Origin of the sequence: Paeniglutamicibacter sp. MACA_103 (assembly GCF_045798555.1) — a bacterium.
Lineage (GTDB): Bacteria > Actinomycetota > Actinomycetes > Actinomycetales > Micrococcaceae > Paeniglutamicibacter.
Genome location: NZ_JBIXLN010000019.1, coordinates 22,955 through 42,484, shown reverse-complemented (window position 1 = coordinate 42,484; position 19,530 = coordinate 22,955). Strand labels below are relative to the sequence as shown.

14 protein-coding genes are annotated in these 19,530 nt (G+C 67.8%); 10 read left to right on the top strand and 4 right to left on the bottom strand.

What is annotated here, in order from left to right; genetic code table 11:
* The first annotated feature begins 255 nt into the window (after positions 1-255).
* Positions 256-1,197, top strand: coding sequence for a helix-turn-helix domain-containing protein (locus tag ACIPVK_RS10790; RefSeq protein ID WP_407611978.1), 942 nt, complete (start codon positions 256-258; stop codon positions 1,195-1,197).
* Between the two features lie 499 nt (positions 1,198-1,696).
* Here ACIPVK_RS10790 and ACIPVK_RS10785 read toward each other — a convergent pair whose 3' ends face one another.
* Complete coding sequence (locus tag ACIPVK_RS10785; protein ID WP_407611977.1) at positions 1,697-3,007, bottom strand: ABC transporter permease; 1,311 nt, start codon at positions 3,005-3,007, stop codon at positions 1,697-1,699.
* A 1,090-nt stretch (positions 3,008-4,097) separates the two neighbouring features.
* Between ACIPVK_RS10785 and ACIPVK_RS10780 the strand changes: the two genes are divergently transcribed.
* The 9 genes from ACIPVK_RS10780 (at position 4,098) to ACIPVK_RS10740 (ending at position 16,633) form a co-directional block, all read left to right on the top strand.
* Positions 4,098-5,597, top strand: a complete 1,500-nt coding sequence (locus tag ACIPVK_RS10780; RefSeq protein ID WP_407611976.1) for a helix-turn-helix domain-containing protein — start codon at positions 4,098-4,100, stop codon at positions 5,595-5,597.
* A gap of 104 nt (positions 5,598-5,701) precedes the next feature.
* The gene (locus tag ACIPVK_RS10775; RefSeq protein ID WP_407611975.1) at positions 5,702-6,598 is read left to right on the top strand and encodes a universal stress protein; all 897 of its coding nucleotides are present in this window, start codon (positions 5,702-5,704) and stop codon (positions 6,596-6,598) included.
* Between the two features lie 76 nt (positions 6,599-6,674).
* Positions 6,675-8,120: a PLP-dependent aminotransferase family protein gene (locus tag ACIPVK_RS10770; protein ID WP_407611974.1), complete on the top strand. Its 1,446-nt coding sequence runs from the start codon at positions 6,675-6,677 to the stop codon at positions 8,118-8,120.
* Positions 8,121-8,279: 159 nt separating this feature from the next.
* Positions 8,280-9,476: an alanine racemase gene (gene alr, locus ACIPVK_RS10765; protein ID WP_407611973.1), complete on the top strand. Its 1,197-nt coding sequence runs from the start codon at positions 8,280-8,282 to the stop codon at positions 9,474-9,476.
* Positions 9,477-9,641: 165 nt separating this feature from the next.
* The gene (locus ACIPVK_RS10760) at positions 9,642-11,036 is read left to right on the top strand and encodes an aspartate aminotransferase family protein (RefSeq protein ID WP_407611972.1); all 1,395 of its coding nucleotides are present in this window, start codon (positions 9,642-9,644) and stop codon (positions 11,034-11,036) included.
* A 23-nt stretch (positions 11,037-11,059) separates the two neighbouring features.
* On the top strand, positions 11,060-12,073 hold the full coding sequence (locus tag ACIPVK_RS10755) for a phosphotransacetylase (protein ID WP_407611971.1): 1,014 nt from the start codon (positions 11,060-11,062) through the stop codon (positions 12,071-12,073).
* Positions 12,074-12,152: 79 nt separating this feature from the next.
* Complete coding sequence (locus tag ACIPVK_RS10750) at positions 12,153-13,709, top strand: APC family permease (protein ID WP_407611970.1); 1,557 nt, start codon at positions 12,153-12,155, stop codon at positions 13,707-13,709.
* A 127-nt stretch (positions 13,710-13,836) separates the two neighbouring features.
* Entirely contained in the window at positions 13,837-14,913 is a 1,077-nt protein-coding gene (locus tag ACIPVK_RS10745) for a YeiH family protein (protein WP_407611969.1), read from the top strand.
* A gap of 256 nt (positions 14,914-15,169) precedes the next feature.
* Positions 15,170-16,633: a protein adenylyltransferase SelO gene (locus ACIPVK_RS10740; RefSeq protein ID WP_407611968.1), complete on the top strand. Its 1,464-nt coding sequence runs from the start codon at positions 15,170-15,172 to the stop codon at positions 16,631-16,633.
* Between the two features lie 117 nt (positions 16,634-16,750).
* Here the strand turns inward: ACIPVK_RS10740 and ACIPVK_RS10735 are convergent, their stop codons facing one another.
* The 3 genes from ACIPVK_RS10735 to ACIPVK_RS10725 all read right to left on the bottom strand — a co-directional run bounded on the left by ACIPVK_RS10735 (position 16,751) and on the right by ACIPVK_RS10725 (position 19,523).
* A complete protein-coding gene (locus ACIPVK_RS10735; protein WP_407611967.1) occupies positions 16,751-17,218 on the bottom strand; it encodes a 2'-5' RNA ligase family protein in 468 nt (155 codons plus the stop codon).
* Between the two features lie 89 nt (positions 17,219-17,307).
* Positions 17,308-17,730, bottom strand: a complete 423-nt coding sequence (locus ACIPVK_RS10730; RefSeq protein ID WP_407611966.1) for a DUF1801 domain-containing protein — start codon at positions 17,728-17,730, stop codon at positions 17,308-17,310.
* Between the two features lie 74 nt (positions 17,731-17,804).
* The gene (locus tag ACIPVK_RS10725) at positions 17,805-19,523 is read right to left on the bottom strand and encodes a cobaltochelatase CobT-related protein (RefSeq protein WP_407611965.1); all 1,719 of its coding nucleotides are present in this window, start codon (positions 19,521-19,523) and stop codon (positions 17,805-17,807) included.
* Positions 19,524-19,530 lie beyond the last annotated feature (7 nt).

Sequence of the window (19,530 nt, the reverse complement as noted above, 5' to 3'; positions counted from 1 at the left end):
CGATCTGATGCTGCCGAATCACCGATGAACATTTGCGGGTCGTCGCATTCGAGCCCGGCGATCTCTGGTGCAGACGGCTCCGCAGCGGCACGAGATTCCCGGGGTTTGACAACGCGACGAGTGGCGAAGCACCAGAATTTCCACGCCTTGTCTCCGTCCGGCAGTAGTGGGGGAGGAACGACCTATAGTGGCTGGGCCTGTGTACTGTGAGGTCAGGTTCGCACTAGGCGGACAAGGTTTGGCGGAAGGGCTTTCATGACGGAGAGACTCAACAAAGGGCGCGCATCGCTGGACGCATTCGGTCTTGTCGACTACATGAGCGCGCTGTTCGGGGAAGTGAAGGTCGACACCGGCCAAGAATTCGCCGCTCGTGTGCGCAGCGAGCACCATCAGGACGTGCGCCTCATGCGGATTGCCGCGCCAGCGCACTCTGGGGCCAGCGACGGCGTCGTTCAGACGTCGGCGATCGCGCCGGCCCTTATCTGCTCCTATCAGGTGTCGGGCCGACTCAACCTGGTGCAACACCGCGACCACTCGTCGATCAATCCGGGCGACATCGTGATATACCGCACGGACGCGCCTGTGGAGCTCCGATTTGATGGCAGATACGAGCTCGTGGCGGTCACTGTTCCACTTGGCTCACCCATGATGCGGCCACTGCACTCAAGGCTCGACAGTGTGTGGCGACTGCCGGCCGACGATCCGGTCGCCTCGGCGCTGGGACTCTCGATCGACGCGGTGGAACGGGGCCTGTCACGGTCACCCCAAACGCTTCGAACACGAATGATTGAACACAGCGTCGGGGCTGTCGAGATCCTCGTTGCGCATGCCGCGGGTACGGTAGCCACACCGCAGTCACGGGACTCAAATCTGCTCCAGCAAGCTTTGCGGGTGATCGATGAACGACTTCGCGATCCGTCCCTCGGCGTCGACCTAATTGCCGCCGCGCTTTTCGTGTCATCGCGGCGGCTCTACCGCGAATTCCACGCCAGCGGTATGACCGTGGCAAGTTCGATCCGGCAACGTCGTCTCGAACGTTGCCGCAGCGACCTCACCGACCCGCTGCACGCATCGCGTTCGCTCACCGAAATCAGCTCGTCGTGGGGTTTGACGTCACCCAGTCATTTCAGCCTGATGTTCCACGGAGCATTCGGATGCCCTCCGAGCGAGTACCGCGCGAAGAACGGGAATGCTTAGCTCACGACGAGTCCTCGAAACTCTGATGGGGTCCGGTGGGTTCTCACTCTCGTCGGCATGAGGGCGAGATTGGAGCTGGAGGACCTGCGCGCCGAGGAAGCTGCGCGGAGCGAAATGACCGATACCGACGAAGGCCGGTGCCGTGGGAGGACGTCAGTGCGGCGCTGGACCTTAGCAAGAAATTTGAGTGCCAGCTTGGGACGAGCGTAGAAACCTAGTCTCAGACACTGCCCCGTGGGCGCCGAACCTGTCCGCCTCCGCAGCCAGGTGCCCGGTGGCCTTGCCGGTGCCGAAGGGCACGCGTTGGGGCAGGGTGTCGTGGCTGAAGTGCATTCGCATGTTCACGAAATGCTCCTGCTCCCTCTCTGCGTCTTGGGAGCGGGAGCGGGACGGCAGGCGTTCAAGACACGGGCAGTTCCATTCGCCGGGAGGCCGCACCATGCCCATCGGTGATTCGGGCACCGCTGGCACGGGAGGCGCGCCCCCGGGCTGGTCTCTTTTACTCGTAACGCAGTGACTCCACGGGATCCGCCTTTGCGGCGCGCGCGGCAGGGATGGTTCCCGCCAGGAATGCAATGACCATGACCAGTAGGATGATTCCGCCGATGTACATCGGATCGAAGGCGATCAGCTGCAACCCCGGGAGATCGGCCAGCAGTGTCCGGGACAACAGGGCGCTGAGGCCGGTACCCGCGGCGATCGCCAGGCCTGCACCGATGGCGCTGCCAAGGAAGCCGATGAAGGTGGCTTCGAGGCTGAACATCCCGAAGACCTTGCCGCTGCCCATGCCCATGGCCTTCATCAAGCCGATCTCTCGGGTGCGTTCCTGCACGGACATGAACAGGGTGTTCACGATCCCGAAAGCCGCTGTCAGCAGTGCCAGAATGGCGAAGGCATTGAGCACCAACACGATGCCGTCGACGACGCTGGTGATCATTCCGAGCTGGTCTGCAGTCGTGGTTCCTTCGTATCCGGCCTCGGCAAGCCGGTCCTTGAGCGCGGCAATCCCGTCCTCGCCCACGCCGGGGTCGAACCGCACGCTCGCGTTGGCGAATTTGTCGGCCTCCGTCGAGGATAGGCCGGTGCTCTGCTTTTCGAAGAGCGCGTCTCCCAGAGCCTCGTTCATCAGGATGCTCGAGCCGAAGGCGGAAGCCAGGGCCTCTTCGGTGACGCCCACGATGGTTGCCTCAATGTCATGCTGCTTGCGTTGCGCATCGGTGATGCCGATGACGAGCGTTTTGCCGATTGCGCTGCCGGAGTCGTCGAAACCCAGGGGTTCCACATACGAGGCGGGCAGGGACAGTTGGAGGTCGGCCGAGTCGTCGTCGGGATCCGCGCCGTTGGCCAGCAGCATGGTCTGCCCGGCCGTCAAGCTGCCGGCACCCGCAACATACCGGGCGCCGTTGCCAAACTGGATGTAATCCGGGGTGATGGTGCGCTGTGCTTCCACTGCCACCACATCCTCGATCTGCCCGATCGCCGTGATGTCATCAGGGGTCAGCGCGGTCACCGTGGCGCCGGGGGCGCCGAGGGCTCCTGCCGAGACCGCATCGGGATCGTATTCGGCCGGCCCCGCTTCCGGGGGGCCGAACCCGGAAGCAGCCTCGCTGGTCTTGGAGACGCTCATGGCGTCGGCAGCGCCTGCGCCGCTGAGGGTGTCGTCAATGTAGGAATTGATGCCGGTGCCCAGGCCGCTGGTGATCGAAAGGGTGAACGCGCCGATGAAGATCGAGAGGATCGTCAGCAGGGTGCGGGTTTTTGAACGGAAGGTGTTGGAGACTGCCGAGGAGATGAGATCGGTGGTTTTCACGCGGCAACCACCAATCGCAAATACAGCAGGCACCGTGTGCGTTGGTGCACAAGAGGAGAACGCCACCTATGCCCCGGCAGCTACGACCATCCCAGCTCGCCCAGCTACTGCTGCCCCCAGTGCTGCTCCTACAGTGCCGGCGGTTGCCCCGGCCCCTGGCCTGCCCGCTTTGCCTGCTGCTGCAGCGCCAGCGGCTCCTCACTCGCATTCAATTCGAGTACTAAAAGCCTTGTCTTGATGGTTCTGATATTCGCGTGGCACGTTCCTGCTGCGTAGGACATCCCCTAGTTCATTAGACTGCTAGCTTTATTTCATGGCAAAGGGACAGCCGTGCTGCTGTACACATTGGGCAGCTCGCGCCAGTGAACCACGTTGGCAGCCTCATCGAGTACCGCCATCAAGGAGTCTTGAGTCGTCCGCCTGGCTGCAGCGACGCCGTATTTTCGCTTCCGTCATCAAGGCCATCGCCAGCGCCTTCCTTGGATACCAGGAACAACGTATTGGTTGAGGTTGCGAACCGCTTGTGGTCCAGCTGCGGCCGTCCCGTTACGCCAGTTTCGCGAATCCACGGGGTCACCTGATCATTGGAGAGCACGTTGACCCACGGCCGCATAGTGCCATACAGGGGCTTGTGAAAAAGTGAAATAATCGACGTAGGGCGATTTTCTGCCAGAAATGTGCAGCCGCTGACCAGCACTCTGTCCGGTTTGTAGCCCTGGGTCCGATCTTCGTGGGCCTTGTGTATCGCAAAGCCCGGAGGCCATTACGTTGGCGTGCACGACAAGCGCTACACCACAAACCTCTACAATCCAGGGATGCATTAGCGCCTCGGGCAGTGTCTTCCAAAAGATCGTTACCTGATGCCGCGCGGGCCTAGCGTCGGATGTTTGACGAATTCACATTCTGGCCCTGGGCGGTGGGAAAGCCCGACGCGAATTGCTCCACATCGAGTCCTGGTGTTTCGTGGATTGCTGTGCAGACTGGCGGATTCGGCATGTAACTTCCTTGAAACGCATGTTTGGCGTTTCCACGGCAGCCTTTTCTGGTCAAGAGCTGGGAAGATCTCCACTTCTTCGCGTACGCTGAAAACGTGAGCACCCCCACATGGAACCGGCCCGCTACACCGGAGAAGAGCGTCCTGTCGCCGGAAGACGCCGAGCAACTGGACATCATTTCCCTCGGCCGGCGCATCCGGCACCTGCGCAAGGCCAAGGCGATGACCCTCGACGACCTCTCCGAGGCCGTGGGCACCGCCCCCAGCCAGCTGTCGCTGATGGAAAACGGCAAGCGCGAGCCCAAGCTCAGCATGCTCAAGTCCCTGGCCGCCATCTTCGGGGTCGGACTGGACGAGCTGCTCGGCGCCGCGCCTCCCACCCGCCGCGCGGCCCTGGAAATCGAACTGGAACGCGCCCAGCGCGGGCCGCTCTACCAATCGCTCGGGTTGCCCAAGGTGCGCATTTCCTCGCGCACGCCCATGGACGTGCTCGAATCCCTGGTCGGGTTGCAGGGGGAGCTGGAACGCCGGCTGAACGAACAATCCGCCACCCCCGAGGAAGCGCGCCGCGCCAACGCGGAGCTGCGCGGCGAGATGAAGGAACGCAACAACTACTTCCCGGCGATCGAGAAGGAAGCCGCGCGCGTGCTCAAGGCCATCGGCCACACCTCCGGGCCGCTCTCGCACCACCAGGTCGCCGACATCGCCTCGCACCTGGGCTTCTCCCTGCACAACGTCTCGGACCTGCCGCACTCCACCCGCTCGGTCACCGACCTGAAAAACATGCGCGTCTACCTCACCCAGTCCCAGCGCTCGGAGCATTCCACCCGCTCGGTGCTGCTGCAGGCCTTCGGCCACCACGTGCTGGGCCACGGAACCCCGGGCGACTATGCCGAGTTCCTGCGCCAACGCGTGGCCACCAACTACTTCGCCGCCTCCCTGATGATGCCGGAGAAGGCCACCGTCGATTTCCTGCAGCGCGCCAAGAGCGCCCGCGAGCTCGCCGTCGAGGACATCCGGGACGCCTTCGCCGTCTCCTACGAGACCGCCGCGCACCGCTTCACCAACCTGGCCACCGAGCACCTGGGCATCACGGTGCACTTCCAGAAGGTCCACGAGTCCGGCATCATCCACAAGGCCTACGAGAACGACGGGGTCAACTTCCCGATGGACCACATGGGCGCCATCGAGGGCCAGTCGGTGTGCCGGTACTGGACCAGCCGCGAGGTCTTCGACGTGGCCGACCAGTTCAGCGCCTACAACCAGTACACCGACACCGTCGCCGGAACCTTCTGGTGCACCGCACGCACCGAGCGGTCCAACACCGGCAAGTTCTCGCTGAGCATCGGGGTGCCCTACGTGCACGTGAAGTGGTTCCGCGGGCGCGACACCACCGAGCGCTCGACCTCCACCTGCCCGGACGAATCCTGCTGCCGGCGCCCGCCGCTGGAGCTGCAACAGCAGTGGGCGGGGCAGGCCTGGCCCAGCGCCCGCGCCCAGACGCACCTCTTGGCGGCCATGCCGCAGGGGGCCTTCCCGGGCGTGGACGAGACCGAAGTGTATTCGTTCCTGGCGCATCACTCGATGGACAAATAGTGCGCCGCGTCACAGGCGCGTCATTCTTTCTGCCCGGCCCCGACAACTGGTAGGCATGAGGGGGAATGCCCGAACCGACTCCCAGTGAAGGGGGACCCCGCGCCATGAGATATGTCGTTGGATGCACCGAGGACAAGCGCGGCCGCGAGGCGATCTCGCTGGCCCTGGCCCTTTCCCGGTCGCTGGCCGCACCCATCGCGGCGGAGCTCGAGCTGGTCCACATCATTCCGGGGGTTCCGCCGGGGCAGGCCGCCACCCGCAACGAGCGCGTCTACCAGGAGTTCCTTGAACAGGCCGCCCAAAAATGGATGGACCGGGCGTTGGCCCTGGTGCCCTCCAGCATGGAGGCGCGCACCCACATCCGCTTTGCCGCGTCGATGGCCGAGGGATTGCTCGAGGCCGTCGCCGCGTTCAAGGCGGACCTCGTGGTGGTGGGCGCCGCCAGCACCGGTCCGCTGCGCCGGTTCACCGTGGGCTCCGTGGCCAACGCCCTGCTGCACTCCTCGCCGGTTCCGGTGGCGTTGGCGCCCTCGGGCTACCTCCCCCCGCGGGAGATCACCCGCATCACCTGCGCCCTGGGCACCCGCGCCGGGGCGGATTCGGTGCTGGAGGCCGCGGTGGATTCCGCCGCCGTCCGCCACGTTCCGCTGCGTCTCATCTCCCTGGTGGCCATGGACGGCGAGAAGCACCACGGCGACCGGATCGAGGCGGCGCGCGTCCATGCCCGGCGGACCCTGGAGACCGCCGTCGCGGGCGTGCGGAACCGGACGATCGTCACCGCAGACGTCGCGCAGGGCCGTTCGACCGAGGCCGCGGTCGACGCCCTTGACTGGGACGAGTCCGAGATCGTCCTGCTCGGCTCGAGCCGCCTGGCGGAGCGGAGCCGGATCTTCCTGGGGTCCACCGCGAACAAGATGCTGCGCGCCCTGCCGGTGCCCATCGTGGTCGTCCCGCGCTTCTACGTCCCCGTCCCCGCGGGCGCCAGCCATGGATACGTCTAGGACCCGCCGCCCCGCGAACCCGCAAGCCCGGCGGCCGCCGGCGGAAGAACGCGCAGGAGTCAGGGCACCCATCGCTGTGTCGGCCGAGTCCGGCGAGCCGCTCTACCGGCAGCTGCGGCAGGCGCTGGAACACCAGATCCTCGTCGGCACCCTGGTGCCCGACCAGCCCCTGCCTTCCTCGCGCGAGATGGCCCGCGAGCTGGGGCTTTCGCGCAACACCGTCAACGCCGCCTACCAGGAACTGCTGGCCTCGGGCATGATCGAGTCCCGCTCGCGCCGCGGCTACTTCATCAACACCCGGATGCTGCGCAACCGCGCACTGGACGGCGCCACCGCCACGGCCGACGGATCGGCCGTGGACTGGTCCCGGCACATCCGCCCGCGCGAGGACGCCGGCATGCCCGAAATCACCAAGGTCCGCAACTGGTCCACCTACCCCTACCCGTTCGTGGCGGGGCAGGTCGACGAGCGCGACTTCCCGCGCCTTGCCTGGTCGCGGGCGCTGCGCGACGCACTGGATCCGCCGCACCTGTTCTACTCGCTGCGCGACTCGGTGGACGAGGACGACCCGTACCTTCTCGAGGTGCTGTGCAAGCGGGTCCTGCCGGCCCGCGGCATCCTGGCAAGCCCGGAAAACATCCTCATCACCGCCGGCTCCCAACAGGGCCTGGACCTGCTGGCGCAGACCATGATGGGCAGCGACACCGTGGTGGGGGTGGAGAACCCCGGGTACGTCGATGCCCGCCACACCTTCGTGCGCAGCGGCGCCACGCTGCGGCCGCTGGCGGTCGACGAGAACGGGCTGGTGCCGCCGGACAACTTCGCGGACCTGGACCTGCTCTACCTCACGCCCAGCCACCACAGCCCCACCAACGTCACGCTCTCCGGCAACCGCCGCCAGGAAATCCTGGCCGGCACCCGGGACGCCGGGGCACTGGTCATCGAGGACGACTACGATTCCGAGTTCCGCTACCGCGGCAAGCCCACCCCGGCGCTGAAGGCCCTGCCGAACTCCGGGCACGTCATCTACCTCGGGTCCTTCACCAAGTTCCTGGCCCCCGGGCTGCGCATGGGCTACCTGGTGGCTGAGGCCGAACTGATCACCGAGCTGCGGAACCAGCGGCGGTACAAGATCCGGCACATCGCCGGACATCCCCAGCGCGCCATGGCGCTGCTGATCGAATCGGGCCAGTACCACCGCACCATCTCGCGGCGCCGCACCCAGCTGCAGCGCAAGTGGCAGGTGCTCACCGAGGCGCTGGAGGAGTTCGTGCCCTTCAAGGTCGTGGCGCCCCCGGGCGGGGTCAGCGTCTGGATCACGGGTCCCGCGGACCTGGACTGCGTGGAGTTGGCCGCCCGGGCGCTGGAGGCCGGGGTGGTCATCGAGCGCGGGGACGTCTTCTTCGACGACCCCGGCGCAAACCGCAACCACTTCCGCCTGGGCTTCGCCGCCATCAAGCTCGAGGCCATCGAACCGGGCATCAGGGAGCTGGGCCGCGTCATCGCCGGGCTCGCCGGGTAGCGCGGGAAGGTCCCCTCGAGCCGGTGGACCCATTGAACCCTGCCCGATCTGGATCTGTGCCGAACGGCTCCCCTGCACAACAGTAGAAGACAACGCGGGCGGTTCGCCGCCCCGCCGCCGCGCCTGCGCTTCGGCACCCCAAACGACAAGGAAGTCGCCATGAATCTTTCCAGCACGCTCGAAAACAACACGCTCGAAGACAACCAGGCCGCAGGCCCGCGGACCGCCCCCGGGACGGTGCCGCAACGGGCCGCCTACATTGAAACGGCGGCCATCACCGCCAACGTGCGGGCCCTGCGCAAGGTCGCCGCCGGCGCCAGGCTGCTGGCGGTGCTCAAGGCCGACGGCTACGGCCACGGCCTGGTGCCCGCCGCCCAAGCCGCGCTGGCCGGGGGAGCGGACTACCTGGGCACGGCCGTGCTCGAGGAGGCCTTCGCGGTGCGCGCCGCCGGGATCACCGCACCGCTCTTTTCCTGGCTGGCCGCCCCCGGCGCCCCCTATGCCCGGGCCATCGCCGAGGACATCGAGCTCGCCGCCTATTCGGTGGACCAGCTGCGGGAAATCGCCGACGCCGCCCGGGCTGCAAGCGCGGTGGCCAGGATCCACCTGAAGATCGACACCGGCATGTGGCGCGGCGGGGCAACCATCGAGGACTGGCCCGCGCTGTGCGCCGCGGCCCGGGAACTGGAGGCCGCCGGCCGGATCCGGGTGGTGGGCATCTGGTCCCACCTGGCCTGCGCCGACGAGCCCGGGCACCCCTCGGTGGCCGCACAGCTGCGGGTCTTCGCCAACGCCATCGAGATGGCCAGGTCCCTGGGGCTGGACCCGCAGCTGTGCCATATTGCCAACTCCGCGGCAACGCTCGCGACCCCGGAAGCGCATTTCGACATGGTCCGCACCGGTCTCGCCGTCTACGGGGTCAACCCGCTGCCCGAACCCGAACGCGCCGGCTGCCCGGACTTGCGCCCGGCCATGACCCTGGGCGCGGCCGTGGTGCAAACCAAGCGCGCCCCGGCCGGTGCCGGGATCTCCTACGGCCACACCGAATCCACGCAGCGGGACACCACGCTGGCCGTGGTGCCGCTGGGCTACGCCGACGGGGTCTTCCGCAGTGCAAGCTCCGCCGGACCCGTCCAGGTCGGCGCCGGGCGGTACCGGGTGCTGGGCCGGGTCTGCATGGACCAATTCGTCATCGACGTGGCCGACGACGACGTAGCGCCCGGAGACGCGGCTCTGCTCTTTGGCCCCGGGGACGCCGGGGAGCCGCATGTCGAGCAGTGGGCCGAGGCCTCCGGGACCATCCCGTACGAGATCCTGACCCGCGTGGGGACCAGGGTGCCGCGCATCTACGTGTAGGCGCGCCGCTGGTACCTAGAAAGTGACGCCAATTTGGGTCTGGGAAAGGACCCAGTCCGAGGGCAGAGTGATACTCACCACACCGCATCGTCGGATGGTGCGGGGATCCCCGGGGCAAGGAAGCGCCCGGGGCCCTGACAGGAAAACTTTGAATGGAGGGGTCTCGTGACCAACTCAGATATCCGCAATCGTGCACAGCGGCATCTCTACCCGCACTTCACCGCAGGCCAGGTGTGGAACGACCCGAACCTGCCCATCATCACCCGGGGCGAGGGAAGCTACCTCTTCGACGAGGACGGCAACAAGTTCCTCGACGGGCTGGCCGGCCTCTTCTGCGCCAACATCGGCCACGGCCGCCAGGACATCCCGAAGGCCGCGTACGAGCAGATGTCCAAGCTGGCCTACTGGACCAACTGGGGTTCGGCCCACCCGGCCGCGGTCGACGCCGCGACCCTCATCGCTTCGCTGGCCCCCGGCGACCTCGACGTCGTGTTCTTCGTGAACTCCGGGTCCGAGGCCGTGGAGTCGGCCATCAAGTTCGCCCGCCAGTACCACCGCGGCCAGGGAGAACCTGAGCGCACCAAGATCATCGCCCGCAACATGGCCTACCACGGCACCACCCTCGGCGCCCTGGCCGTCACCGGGATCCCCGCCTACAAGGAGGCCTTCGGCACCCTGATGCCCGGGGTCTTCCACGTTCCCAACACCCTGGGCGAGGTCATCCCCGAGGGCGGCAGCGCCGCGGACCTGCCCTCCATCCAGGCCATCCGCGAGGTCATTGCCCGCGAAGGCGCACACACCATCGCGGCGCTCTTTGCCGAGCCGGTGCAGAACTCCCGCGGCGCGCTGGTCCCGCCGGCCGGCTACTGGCAGGAATTGCGTTCCATCTGCGACGAGCACGGCATCCTGCTGGTCGCCGACGAGGTCATCACCGGCTTCGGCCGCCTCGGCGAGTGGTTCGGCAGCATCAAGTACGGCGTGGTCCCGGACCTGATCACCTTCGCCAAGGGCTCCACCTCCGGCTACGCCCCGCTGGGCGGAGTCATCATCCGCAAGCCGCTGGCCGACGCCATGCTTGCCTCGCCGCTGGCCGGCATGTTCACCCACGGAGCCACCTGGGGAGGCCACCCGGTCTCCACCGCGGTGGCCGTGGCCAACATGACGGCGCTCAAGGAAGAGGATGTCGTCGGCAACGTCCGGAGCCTGGAACCGTACTTCCAGAACGGCCTGGACAAGATCGTCTCGGCGCACACCAGCATCAAGGAATACCGCGGGACCGGGTTCTTCTACGCCATCGAGCTCACCGGCAACCGGGAAACCGGGCGCGAACTCACGGCCGAGGAATCCAAGGAACTGCTGACCAAGGTGATGCCCAAGGCCATGCGCGAGGTCAACCTGATCACCCGCCCGGACAACCGCGGCGCCACCATGCTGGTGCTCTCCCCGCCGCTGGTCGCCGACCAGGACGTGCTCGATGACCTGCTGCAGAAGGTCGACCACGTGATGAGCGCCGCCGACAGTTACCTCAAGTCGCCGGCCGTCACCCTGGCCGCGGTCTAGGAAACAGGGGAGGAAACCGTCTCATGGCCATCGCAACGGTGCGGCCCGCGGGAGTCGACGAAAACATCCTGGCCCGGTTCCTGGCAGGCCCGGCCGAAGGCTCCCGCGGACCGGTCATCCTTGCCGATGGGCACGACCCGCGGGCCATTGCCGCCGCCGGCGTACTCAACGGGATCGGCGTGGACACCATCCTGGTCGGCGAGCGCGAGAGCATCAGGGCGACCGCGCTCGCCGAGGGCATCACGCTCGCCGACGCCACGACGATCATGGGCGTGGCCGAGCTGCGCGAGGGTGCCGCCGGGACACACCTTTCGGGCAAGGTCGCCGGCCTTGGCCCCGCCAAGACCGCCGGGTGGATGGACGACCCGTTGTTCCTGGCGGTCGCGGCGGTTCCGGCGGGGCTGGCCTCGGCCGCGGTCGCCGGTGCCACCCGGCCCACCGCCGACGTGCTGCGAGCGGCACTGCGCGTGGTGGGCACGGATCCCGGCGCCGGCACCATTTCCTCCTCCTTCCTCATGCGCCTGGCCGACGGGCGATATGTGGGATACGGCGACTGTGCCGTCATCCCGACCCCCGACGCCGCCCAATTGGCGCACATCGCGTGCGCCACCGCGCGGACCTTCGCCCTGCTCACCGGCGAGGAACCGGCGGTGGCCATGCTCTCCTTTTCCACCGCCGGGTCCGCGGAGCACGAAAGCATTTCCACGGTCCGCGCGGCAACGGCCCTGGCCCGGGCGGCCGAGCCCACGCTGGGGATCGACGGGGAATTGCAATTCGACGCCGCATTGCTTGAATCCGTTGCCGCGTCCAAGGCCCCGGGCTCAACGGTGGCAGGACACGCAAACGTCTTCATCTTCCCCAACCTGGCAGCGGGAAACATCGGGTACAAAATCACCCAGCGCCTCGCCGGGGCCCAAGCCTACGGGCCCATCCTGCAGGGGCTGGCCGCGCCGGTCAACGACCTGTCCCGCGGCGCAAGCGTCGCTGACATCGTCAACGTTTCACTCATCAGCATGATGCAGTCGCAAAAATCTTGACCCACCGCTCCGCCCCTTCCGGGGCGAGCGGTCTTCGCAAGCGGTGGCATCGCCGCCACCACCCGAGAACGAGGTTAAAATGAAAGCCACAACAGACAAGACGGTGGTAACTCCCATGGCACCGGCAGCTCCCGGTTCCGGACACGACCAGCCGGAACGCATGGAAAAAACCCTCAAGGCACGGTGGGTCTGGGCCATTGCCCTGGGCTCGGCCGTGGGCTGGGGCGCCTTCATCCTCCCCACCGACTGGCTGGCCATGGGCGGTCCCGTCGGGACCATCTCCGGCTTCATGATCGGCGGCGCCCTGATGGTGCTCATCGCCGTCAGCTACGGATTCCTGATCAAGTCCTTCCCGGTCTCCGGCGGCGAGCTTGCCTTCGCGCTGGTCGGCTTCGGACGGACCCACGCCTTCTTCTGCGGCTGGTACCTGACCCTGGGATACACCTGCATCGTGGCGCTGAATGCCTCGGCGCTGGCCCTGCTTTTCCGCAAGCTCATGCCCGACGTCGTGCAGCAGGGCTACCTGTACACCGTGGCCGGCTGGGACGTCTACCTGGTGGAAGTCGTCATTTCCATGGTCGCCCTGGCGGTCTTTGCCTACCTGAACATCCGCGGCACCGCGCTGTCCGGGCAGATCCAGTTCATCGCCTGCGTCATCATGCTCGTTGCGGTGGCCTGCATCCTGGTGGCCGTCATCGCCAGCCCGCAGGTCGTCTTCTCCAACGCGCTTCCGGCCTTCCCGAAGGACGTGAACCCGATCGCCGCGATCGCCGCGATCGTGGCCATCGCACCCTGGGCCTTCATCGGCTTCGACAACGTGCCGCAGGCCGCGGAGGAATTCGACTTCCCGCCGTCCAAGGCCATGCGCCTGATCGTGCTGGCCCTGCTGGCCGCCGCCCTGCTCTACTGCGCCATGATCGCCGCCGTGGCCATGGCCGCACCGTGGGAAGCGCTCGTTGCCGGGGACTCCGCCTGGGGAACCGCGGACGCCCTGACCGGGGTCATGGGCGGTTCCGGGATGCTGCTGCTGACCATTGGCATCACCATGGGCGTGAGCACGGGCCTGAACGGATTCTACGTCTCGGCCAGCCGCATCCTGCTCGGCATGGGCCGGGCGCAGATGGTCCCGAAGATGTTCGCCAGCCTGCACCCCAAGTACAAGACCCCCTACATCGGGATCATCTTCGTCGGCGCCATCTGCCTCATCAGCCCGTGGTTCGGCCGCGCGGCACTGACCTGGGTCGTTGACATGTCGGCGGTCGGAGTGACCGTCGCCTACCTCTACACCTGCCTGTGCGCGTTCCGCCTCTTCCGCACCTCCGGCGCCCCGGCGCGTGCGGGCACCCTCGAGGGCACAAACTCGACCTCCAAGAAGGTCCTCAGCGCGCTGGGCGCGGTGACCTCCCTGGTCTTCATGGGCCTGCTGCTGATCCCGGGATCCCCGGGGGCGCTGGGCAAGGAATCGATGCTGGCGCTGGCCGTCTGGTCGCTGCTGGGCGTCGTGTTCTTCCTGATGCGGCGCAAGCACAACAAAACCCTGTCCGACGACCAGGTCGACATCCTGGTGCTGGGCGCCCCGCGCCCGAAGGGCAGCGAGCTCAGGTCCGCGAGCCCCGCCGGGGCACCCGGCGCCTGATTAGCAGGCAGAATAGGAACCGTACCCACACGTTGTTCGCGGTGCGGCCGCACCCCCGGCGGGAGAAACATCCCGGGGGGGGTGCGGCCGCACCGCGGCAACGTAATTCTTCGAAGGAGCCACCTTCATGGTGCATCAAACTCACGAGCCGGCACTGCAGCCCCCGGCCCCGACCGGTCCCCGGAAGCCCCCGGGGCGCGCCCGCAGCTGGGTCTCCGGGCACTGGGCCGGCCTGGCGGCCTGTGCCGTGGTGGTCCCGTTGTCCTTCCTGGTCCACTTGCTCGTCCCCTCGATCCCGGTCATGACCACGGCCGTGGTGCTGGGAATCCTGGCAGCCAATCTCCCGGGGACCAACACGCTGGTGGTGGGCCCCTGGCGAAAGGGCCTGGGCTTCGCCGGGAAGAAACTCATGCGGGCCGGAATCGTGCTGCTGGGCCTGAAACTGAGCATCGTCGACGTGCTGGAACTGGGCTGGGCGACCTTCGGGGTGGTGGTGCTGATCGTGCTGCTGGCCTTCGGCGGGACCTACCTGCTGGGCAAGGCGTTCCGGCTTCCGGGGGACCAGCCGCTGTTGGTCGCCACCGGCTTCTCCATCTGCGGCGCCTCCGCCATCGGCGCGATGAGCGCGGTGCGCAGGTCAAAGCACGAGGACACCGTGATCCCCGTGGCCTTGGTGACCCTGTGCGGAACCCTGGCCATTGCCGTGCTGCCGCTGCTCATGGGCCCGCTGGGGCTGGGGCCGGAGGCCTTCGGCCAGTGGGTCGGTGCCTCGGTGCACGACGTCGGCCAGGTGGTGGCCACCGCGCAGACCGCCGGGGCCTCGGCATTGGCCATTGCCATCGTCATCAAGCTCACCCGCGTGCTGACCCTGGCCCCGATGGTCGCCGCGGCCGGCATCATCAGCCGGCGCAACGGCAAGGCCGGGGACGACGGACTGAAGCTTCCCCCCATTGTGCCGGGATTCATCATCGGGTTCGTGGCCCTGGTGGCGGTGCGCTCGATCTTCAACGTGCCCGTCGAGGTCCTGGAGGCCGCGACGATCGTGCAGGACGTGGTGTTGGCCGCGGCGCTCTTCGGCCTGGGTTCGGCCGTGCGGATCAGTCAGCTCTTCGCCTCGAAGGGCGCCTCCCTACTCATGGCGCTGTGTTCCTGGGCGTTGATTGCGGGACTCGGCTACGCGGGGGTGCTGTTGCTGCAGCTGTAAGGCAAGGGCCGCAAGAACCGAAGGGAAGGGCTCGTCTGCCGGAACGGTTTCCGGCGGACGAGCCCTTCCCCGTTTTCGGGTGTGGTGACGCCCCGTTGGCGACCGCCCGGATGCCGCGTTGGACACTGCGCCCGGTCGGGGCAACCGAACAACGACGCTCCCGGGCGGAGCCTGAGCAGGTGGCTGTCCGGCCAAGGCCGGTGCGCGGGAAGCGACTTCCACGCGGAGGGCAGCATATCGAAGGTACGCTTGAAAGATGAGTGTCGACGCACAATCCACGGTCTCCTTGGACGGCCAATTTGCCCGAGAAGTTCCCGAACTGGCCGTTCCCTGGCAGGCGGAACAGGCTCCGGATCCGCAACTGGTCGTGCTCAACTGGCCGCTGGCCGCCGAGCTGGGCCTCGACTCCGTGTCCCTGGGCACTGCCGAGGGTCTGGGGCTGCTGATCGGTACCGCGCTACCCCTTGGTGCCACTCCGGTGGCGCAGGGCTATGCCGGCCACCAGTTCGGCTCCTACTCGCCGCGTCTGGGCGACGGCCGGGCGCTGTTGCTCGGCGAGATTGCCGATGCAAAGGGCCGCCTGCGGGACCTCCACCTCAAGGGCTCGGGGCGCACGCCGTTTGCCCGCCGTGGTGACGGCCTTGCCACCCTCGGCCCGATGCTCCGTGAATACGTCGTCAGCGAGGCGATGCACGCCCTGGGCATTCCCACCACGCGCTCCCTGGCCGTGGTGGCGACGGGACGGCCGGTGAGCCGCGAGACCGTGCTGCCCGGAGCCGTGCTGACCCGGGTGGCCAGCAGCCACTTGCGGGTGGGAAGCTTCCAATATGCCCGCGCCATGGACGACGAGGACCTGCTGCGCCGCCTGGCCGACCATGCGATGGCACGCCACCATCCCGGAACGGCGGAAGCCCAGAACCCCTATCTCGCCCTGTTCGAAGCGGTGGTCTCGGCCCAGGCATCGCTGGTGGCCCAATGGATGCTGGTGGGCTTCATCCACGGCGTCATGAACACCGACAACATGACCATCTCGGGGGAGGGCATCGACTACGGGCCGTGCGCCTTCATGGACGTTTTCGATCCGGCCACGGTCTACAGCTCGATCGACGAAGCCGGACGCTACGCCTACGGCAACCAGCCCCTCGTGGCGCAGTGGAACCTCGCCCGACTGGCGGAGGCACTACTGCCACTCTTCCACGAGGACCAGGACCGGGCCGTTGCCCTGGCCCAGGAATCCCTCGGCAACTTCCACACCCAGTACAGCGCCGCGTGGCTGGCCGGAATGAAGGCCAAGCTCGGCCTGGCCGAGGGCCTGGACGATGAATCGGCCACGTCGCTCACCGGGGAATTGTTCGCCCTCCTGCAAGAAGCCCGCGTGGACTACACGTCCTTCTTCCGGGCTCTGGGCACCGCCGTGCGCGGTGACGCCGAGTCCGCACGCTCCCTGTTCCGCGGCCCGTCCGCGTTCGATGCCTGGGCGGAGCGCTGGCGGGCACTGGAACCGGACGCGGACCTGATGGACCGGACCAATCCCGCCTACATCCCGCGGAACCACCTCGTCGAGGAGGCGCTCGCCGCCGCCGTCAACGGCGACCGGGAGCCGCTCTCGCGGCTTTTGGCCGCGCTCGCCGACCCCTTCCGGGAGCGCCCCGGCCTCGAGCGCTTCGCCGCCGCGGCCCCGGAAGGCTTCGGCCCCTACCGGACGTTCTGCGGAACCTGAGTCTCCGTGCGGGCCATTCCGGTCCTGCCCGCATCGTTGTTCATTGCCGGGGCTGGGAATGTTTGCGCTGCCCGCAAGCCTTGGCCAACCAGGCCTGCGTGGGCGGCGGATCGTGTTTTACACCGGTTCCCAGACGGCCAAGACCCGGCGCAGCCGTGGATCATTGTCCGGACGCATGTCCACCAGCGCCGCCTGCCGGACCCGGAACTCGTCCCCGGGCCGCAGGCGTTTGGCGGCATGGGTGACGTGCGGGTGGTAATTCGAGCGGTTGTGCTGCGCACCGGGCAGATGGACCTGCGGTCCCAGCGCCTCCAGCGCGGCGGTGTGGAGCCGATGCAGGGCCGGCTCCGGTTCCACCAGGGAGACCGGCACGGACGCGTCGCGGCCGAACTGCGCGTCCGGGCCGATGCGCACGCCAAAGCCCAGCCGCTCCGGCAACACACCGTCGAGCCGGGCGTAGACGGCGTCGGCGGTTTCCCGGGTGTCGAAGCGGGCCAGGGTGATGTGCAGAGGCCAGCCGGACCGGGGGAAGACGAGGCCGGCCTGCACGGGAACGACAAAGGCAACGAGAACATATACGCCCATGGTTCAGGATAGGCCCATGCCCGGGGCGGGAGCACGCACCGGCGGCCCGTGACCCGTTCCCGTCCCGAACGACGCGGTCCACAGGGTGTTCAGCGCCCCGGCGATCGCGTCTCGGCGAGCGAATGCTCCAGCAACTGACGCAGCACCCCGCGATCCACCCCGGTCAACCGCGTGAGGTACAGGCAGGCCTTGCTCGCGCGGTGCGGCCCGAGCAGGGCCATCAGCTCCGGCCAACGCCGGGAAAAATCGTTGACGAGGTAGATCGTGTGCTTGGTGGGGCCCGGCGCGAAGGCGAGCAGGGGAGAGCTGCCCGAGTGCCCGCTTTCGTAGCGGTACTCGTATTGCCCGAACCCGATGATGCGGCCCGCCCAGACGACCGGCCGCTCGCCGCTGATCCCACCGAGCATTGCGAGCAGTTCGTCGGCCTCGACACGGCGCGGGCCCGTGGCACGGTCCAGTACCTGGGCAACCGGCAGGTCCGACGGTGACATGGCGGGCGCTTTCTTTCCCATGGGTCTCCTCGAAATGGTGCTGGATGACCCAGCGTACCCCCGGCACGGTGAGGCCCTGCGGGGGTGGCGCGGGCTCAGCGTCCGGGGCGTAGCGAGCGCTGAAGCAAATCCAGCAAATCGCGCACGGATTCGGACCCGCCGAGCCTCGCGGCGTCCAGGATGGTGTTGCGCCTGAAATACGGGCTCATGTCCAGCCCGAGCCCGAGGCCCAGAATTGTGGTCCCGCCCTCGGCCTCGGCCGCCCGCAGCACCGCGGCAAAGTCGTGCTGCAGGTAGAACTCGTCGTTGGCGTTCGCCGTGGCACCGTCCGCGGGGCTGCCGTCGGAGACCACCACCAGGATCCGGCGTTCCTCCTCCCGGGCCCGGAGCCGGCCCAGCGCCCAGCGCACGGCCTCACCGTCGATGCCCTCGCGGTACAGGGTCGACTTGAGCATGGCCGCGAGCCCCTGGCGTCCGGTGCGCCACGAGGTTGCGGCGTCCTTGAAGACCAGGTGGCTCAGCTCGTTGAGCCGTCCGGGGTTGTCCGGGGCGCCGGCGCGGCGCCAATCCTTCAGCGCGCGCCCGCCGTTCCAGGCGCCCGTGGTGTAGCCCAAGACCTCGCAGGGCACCTCGATGCGTTCCAGTGCCCGCACCAACACGTCCAGGAACGCGGCGAGTCCCTCGGCGTGCTGTTTCATCGACCCGGAGCAGTCCACCAGGAAGGCGACGGTCGCGGCGGCAACCGGCTCGAGGCGATCGGTCTTGAACAGCCGGGACTCGGTGGGGGAGGCAATCAGCTGGCCCAGCCGCGAGGCATCGAGCAGTCCCTCCTCCGCGCCGGAATCGTGGCCGGAGCGCTCTGGAACGCAGAGCAGCCCCTGCAGCCGCTTGGCCAGCAGTGCCGTGTTCACGGCCTCGGTGTGCACCCGATGGGCAATGCGCTCGCGGTAGCCGCGCAGCAGCTCGTCACGCACCAGTTCCCTGGCCGCCGACTCCTTGTCGTAGGCACGGGTGAAGACCTGGTAGCCGCCGGCGGCGGCCTCGAGGATGCCGCTGGTTCCGGTGCCGGTTCTCCCGATCAGCGCGGCCTCCTGCTCGACGTCCACGAGCAGCGAGAACTCGGCTGCCTTGGACTCCTTGGCCCTGGCCGCCTTGCGGGCAGGGGCCCGGGATTCCAGGGCCGCGACGGCGTCGGCGACGAGCAGCGCGATCTGCAGGGCGTGCTGGGCAAAGTCCGCCTGGCTGTGCTTGTGCCGGCGCAGGGCGGGAAGCAGCGGGCCCAGGGTGGAGGACAGGTTCGCTCGGGTCGCCTCGATCATGTCCTCGGATTCCTCGACGACCGGCTCGCCGGTGATCCGCGAGCGGGTGACCTGCAGGATCGTGTACAGCAGCATCCCCAACGAGGTTTCGGCCAGGCCCGAGGCCAGGTACTCCTTGGACCAGGCCTCGTGCCGGGCCCGGAGGTTGGCGACGACCCCGGGCAGGGCGGCCAGCGATTCGCAGCGGAATTGCTCGAGCACCTCGAAGACCAGCCGGGCGCTGGAGTTTTCGGGCAGGAACGCAAGGTGTGCGGCGGTGTCCGAATGCAGCGCGCGCAGGGCCATCCCGTCGCTGGCGCCGCGGAAGGACTCGAGCCCGGCGCCGGGGAGCGAGGGGTAGAGGTGCGGCGCATTGAACGGCAGCACCGCGGTGCCGCGGTAGGGGCGGGATCCGAGCAGTTCCAGGCGCGGGTCGGCGCCGAGTGCACGCAGGGTCGCGGCGCACAGCTGCCGGATTTCCTGGGCGCGGCGTTCGGCGTTCGGGTTGGCGTCCATGGCGGGG

What these genes read in the sequence shown, in the direction of transcription:
- alr (WP_407611973.1), top strand. Translation starts at nt 8,280, where the DNA reads ATGAATCTTTCCAGCACGCTCGAAAACAACACGCTCGAAGACAACCAG.
- ACIPVK_RS10775 (WP_407611975.1), top strand. Translation starts at nt 5,702, where the DNA reads ATGAGATATGTCGTTGGATGCACCGAGGACAAGCGCGGCCGCGAGGCG.
- ACIPVK_RS10730 (WP_407611966.1), bottom strand. Translation starts at nt 17,730, where the DNA reads ATGGGAAAGAAAGCGCCCGCCATGTCACCGTCGGACCTGCCGGTTGCC.
- ACIPVK_RS10790 (WP_407611978.1), top strand. Translation starts at nt 256, where the DNA reads ATGACGGAGAGACTCAACAAAGGGCGCGCATCGCTGGACGCATTCGGT.
- ACIPVK_RS10725 (WP_407611965.1), bottom strand. Translation starts at nt 19,523, where the DNA reads ATGGACGCCAACCCGAACGCCGAACGCCGCGCCCAGGAAATCCGGCAG.
- ACIPVK_RS10755 (WP_407611971.1), top strand. Translation starts at nt 11,060, where the DNA reads ATGGCCATCGCAACGGTGCGGCCCGCGGGAGTCGACGAAAACATCCTG.
- ACIPVK_RS10745 (WP_407611969.1), top strand. Translation starts at nt 13,837, where the DNA reads ATGGTGCATCAAACTCACGAGCCGGCACTGCAGCCCCCGGCCCCGACC.
- ACIPVK_RS10735 (WP_407611967.1), bottom strand. Translation starts at nt 17,218, where the DNA reads ATGGGCGTATATGTTCTCGTTGCCTTTGTCGTTCCCGTGCAGGCCGGC.
- ACIPVK_RS10740 (WP_407611968.1), top strand. Translation starts at nt 15,170, where the DNA reads ATGAGTGTCGACGCACAATCCACGGTCTCCTTGGACGGCCAATTTGCC.
- ACIPVK_RS10750 (WP_407611970.1), top strand. Translation starts at nt 12,153, where the DNA reads ATGAAAGCCACAACAGACAAGACGGTGGTAACTCCCATGGCACCGGCA.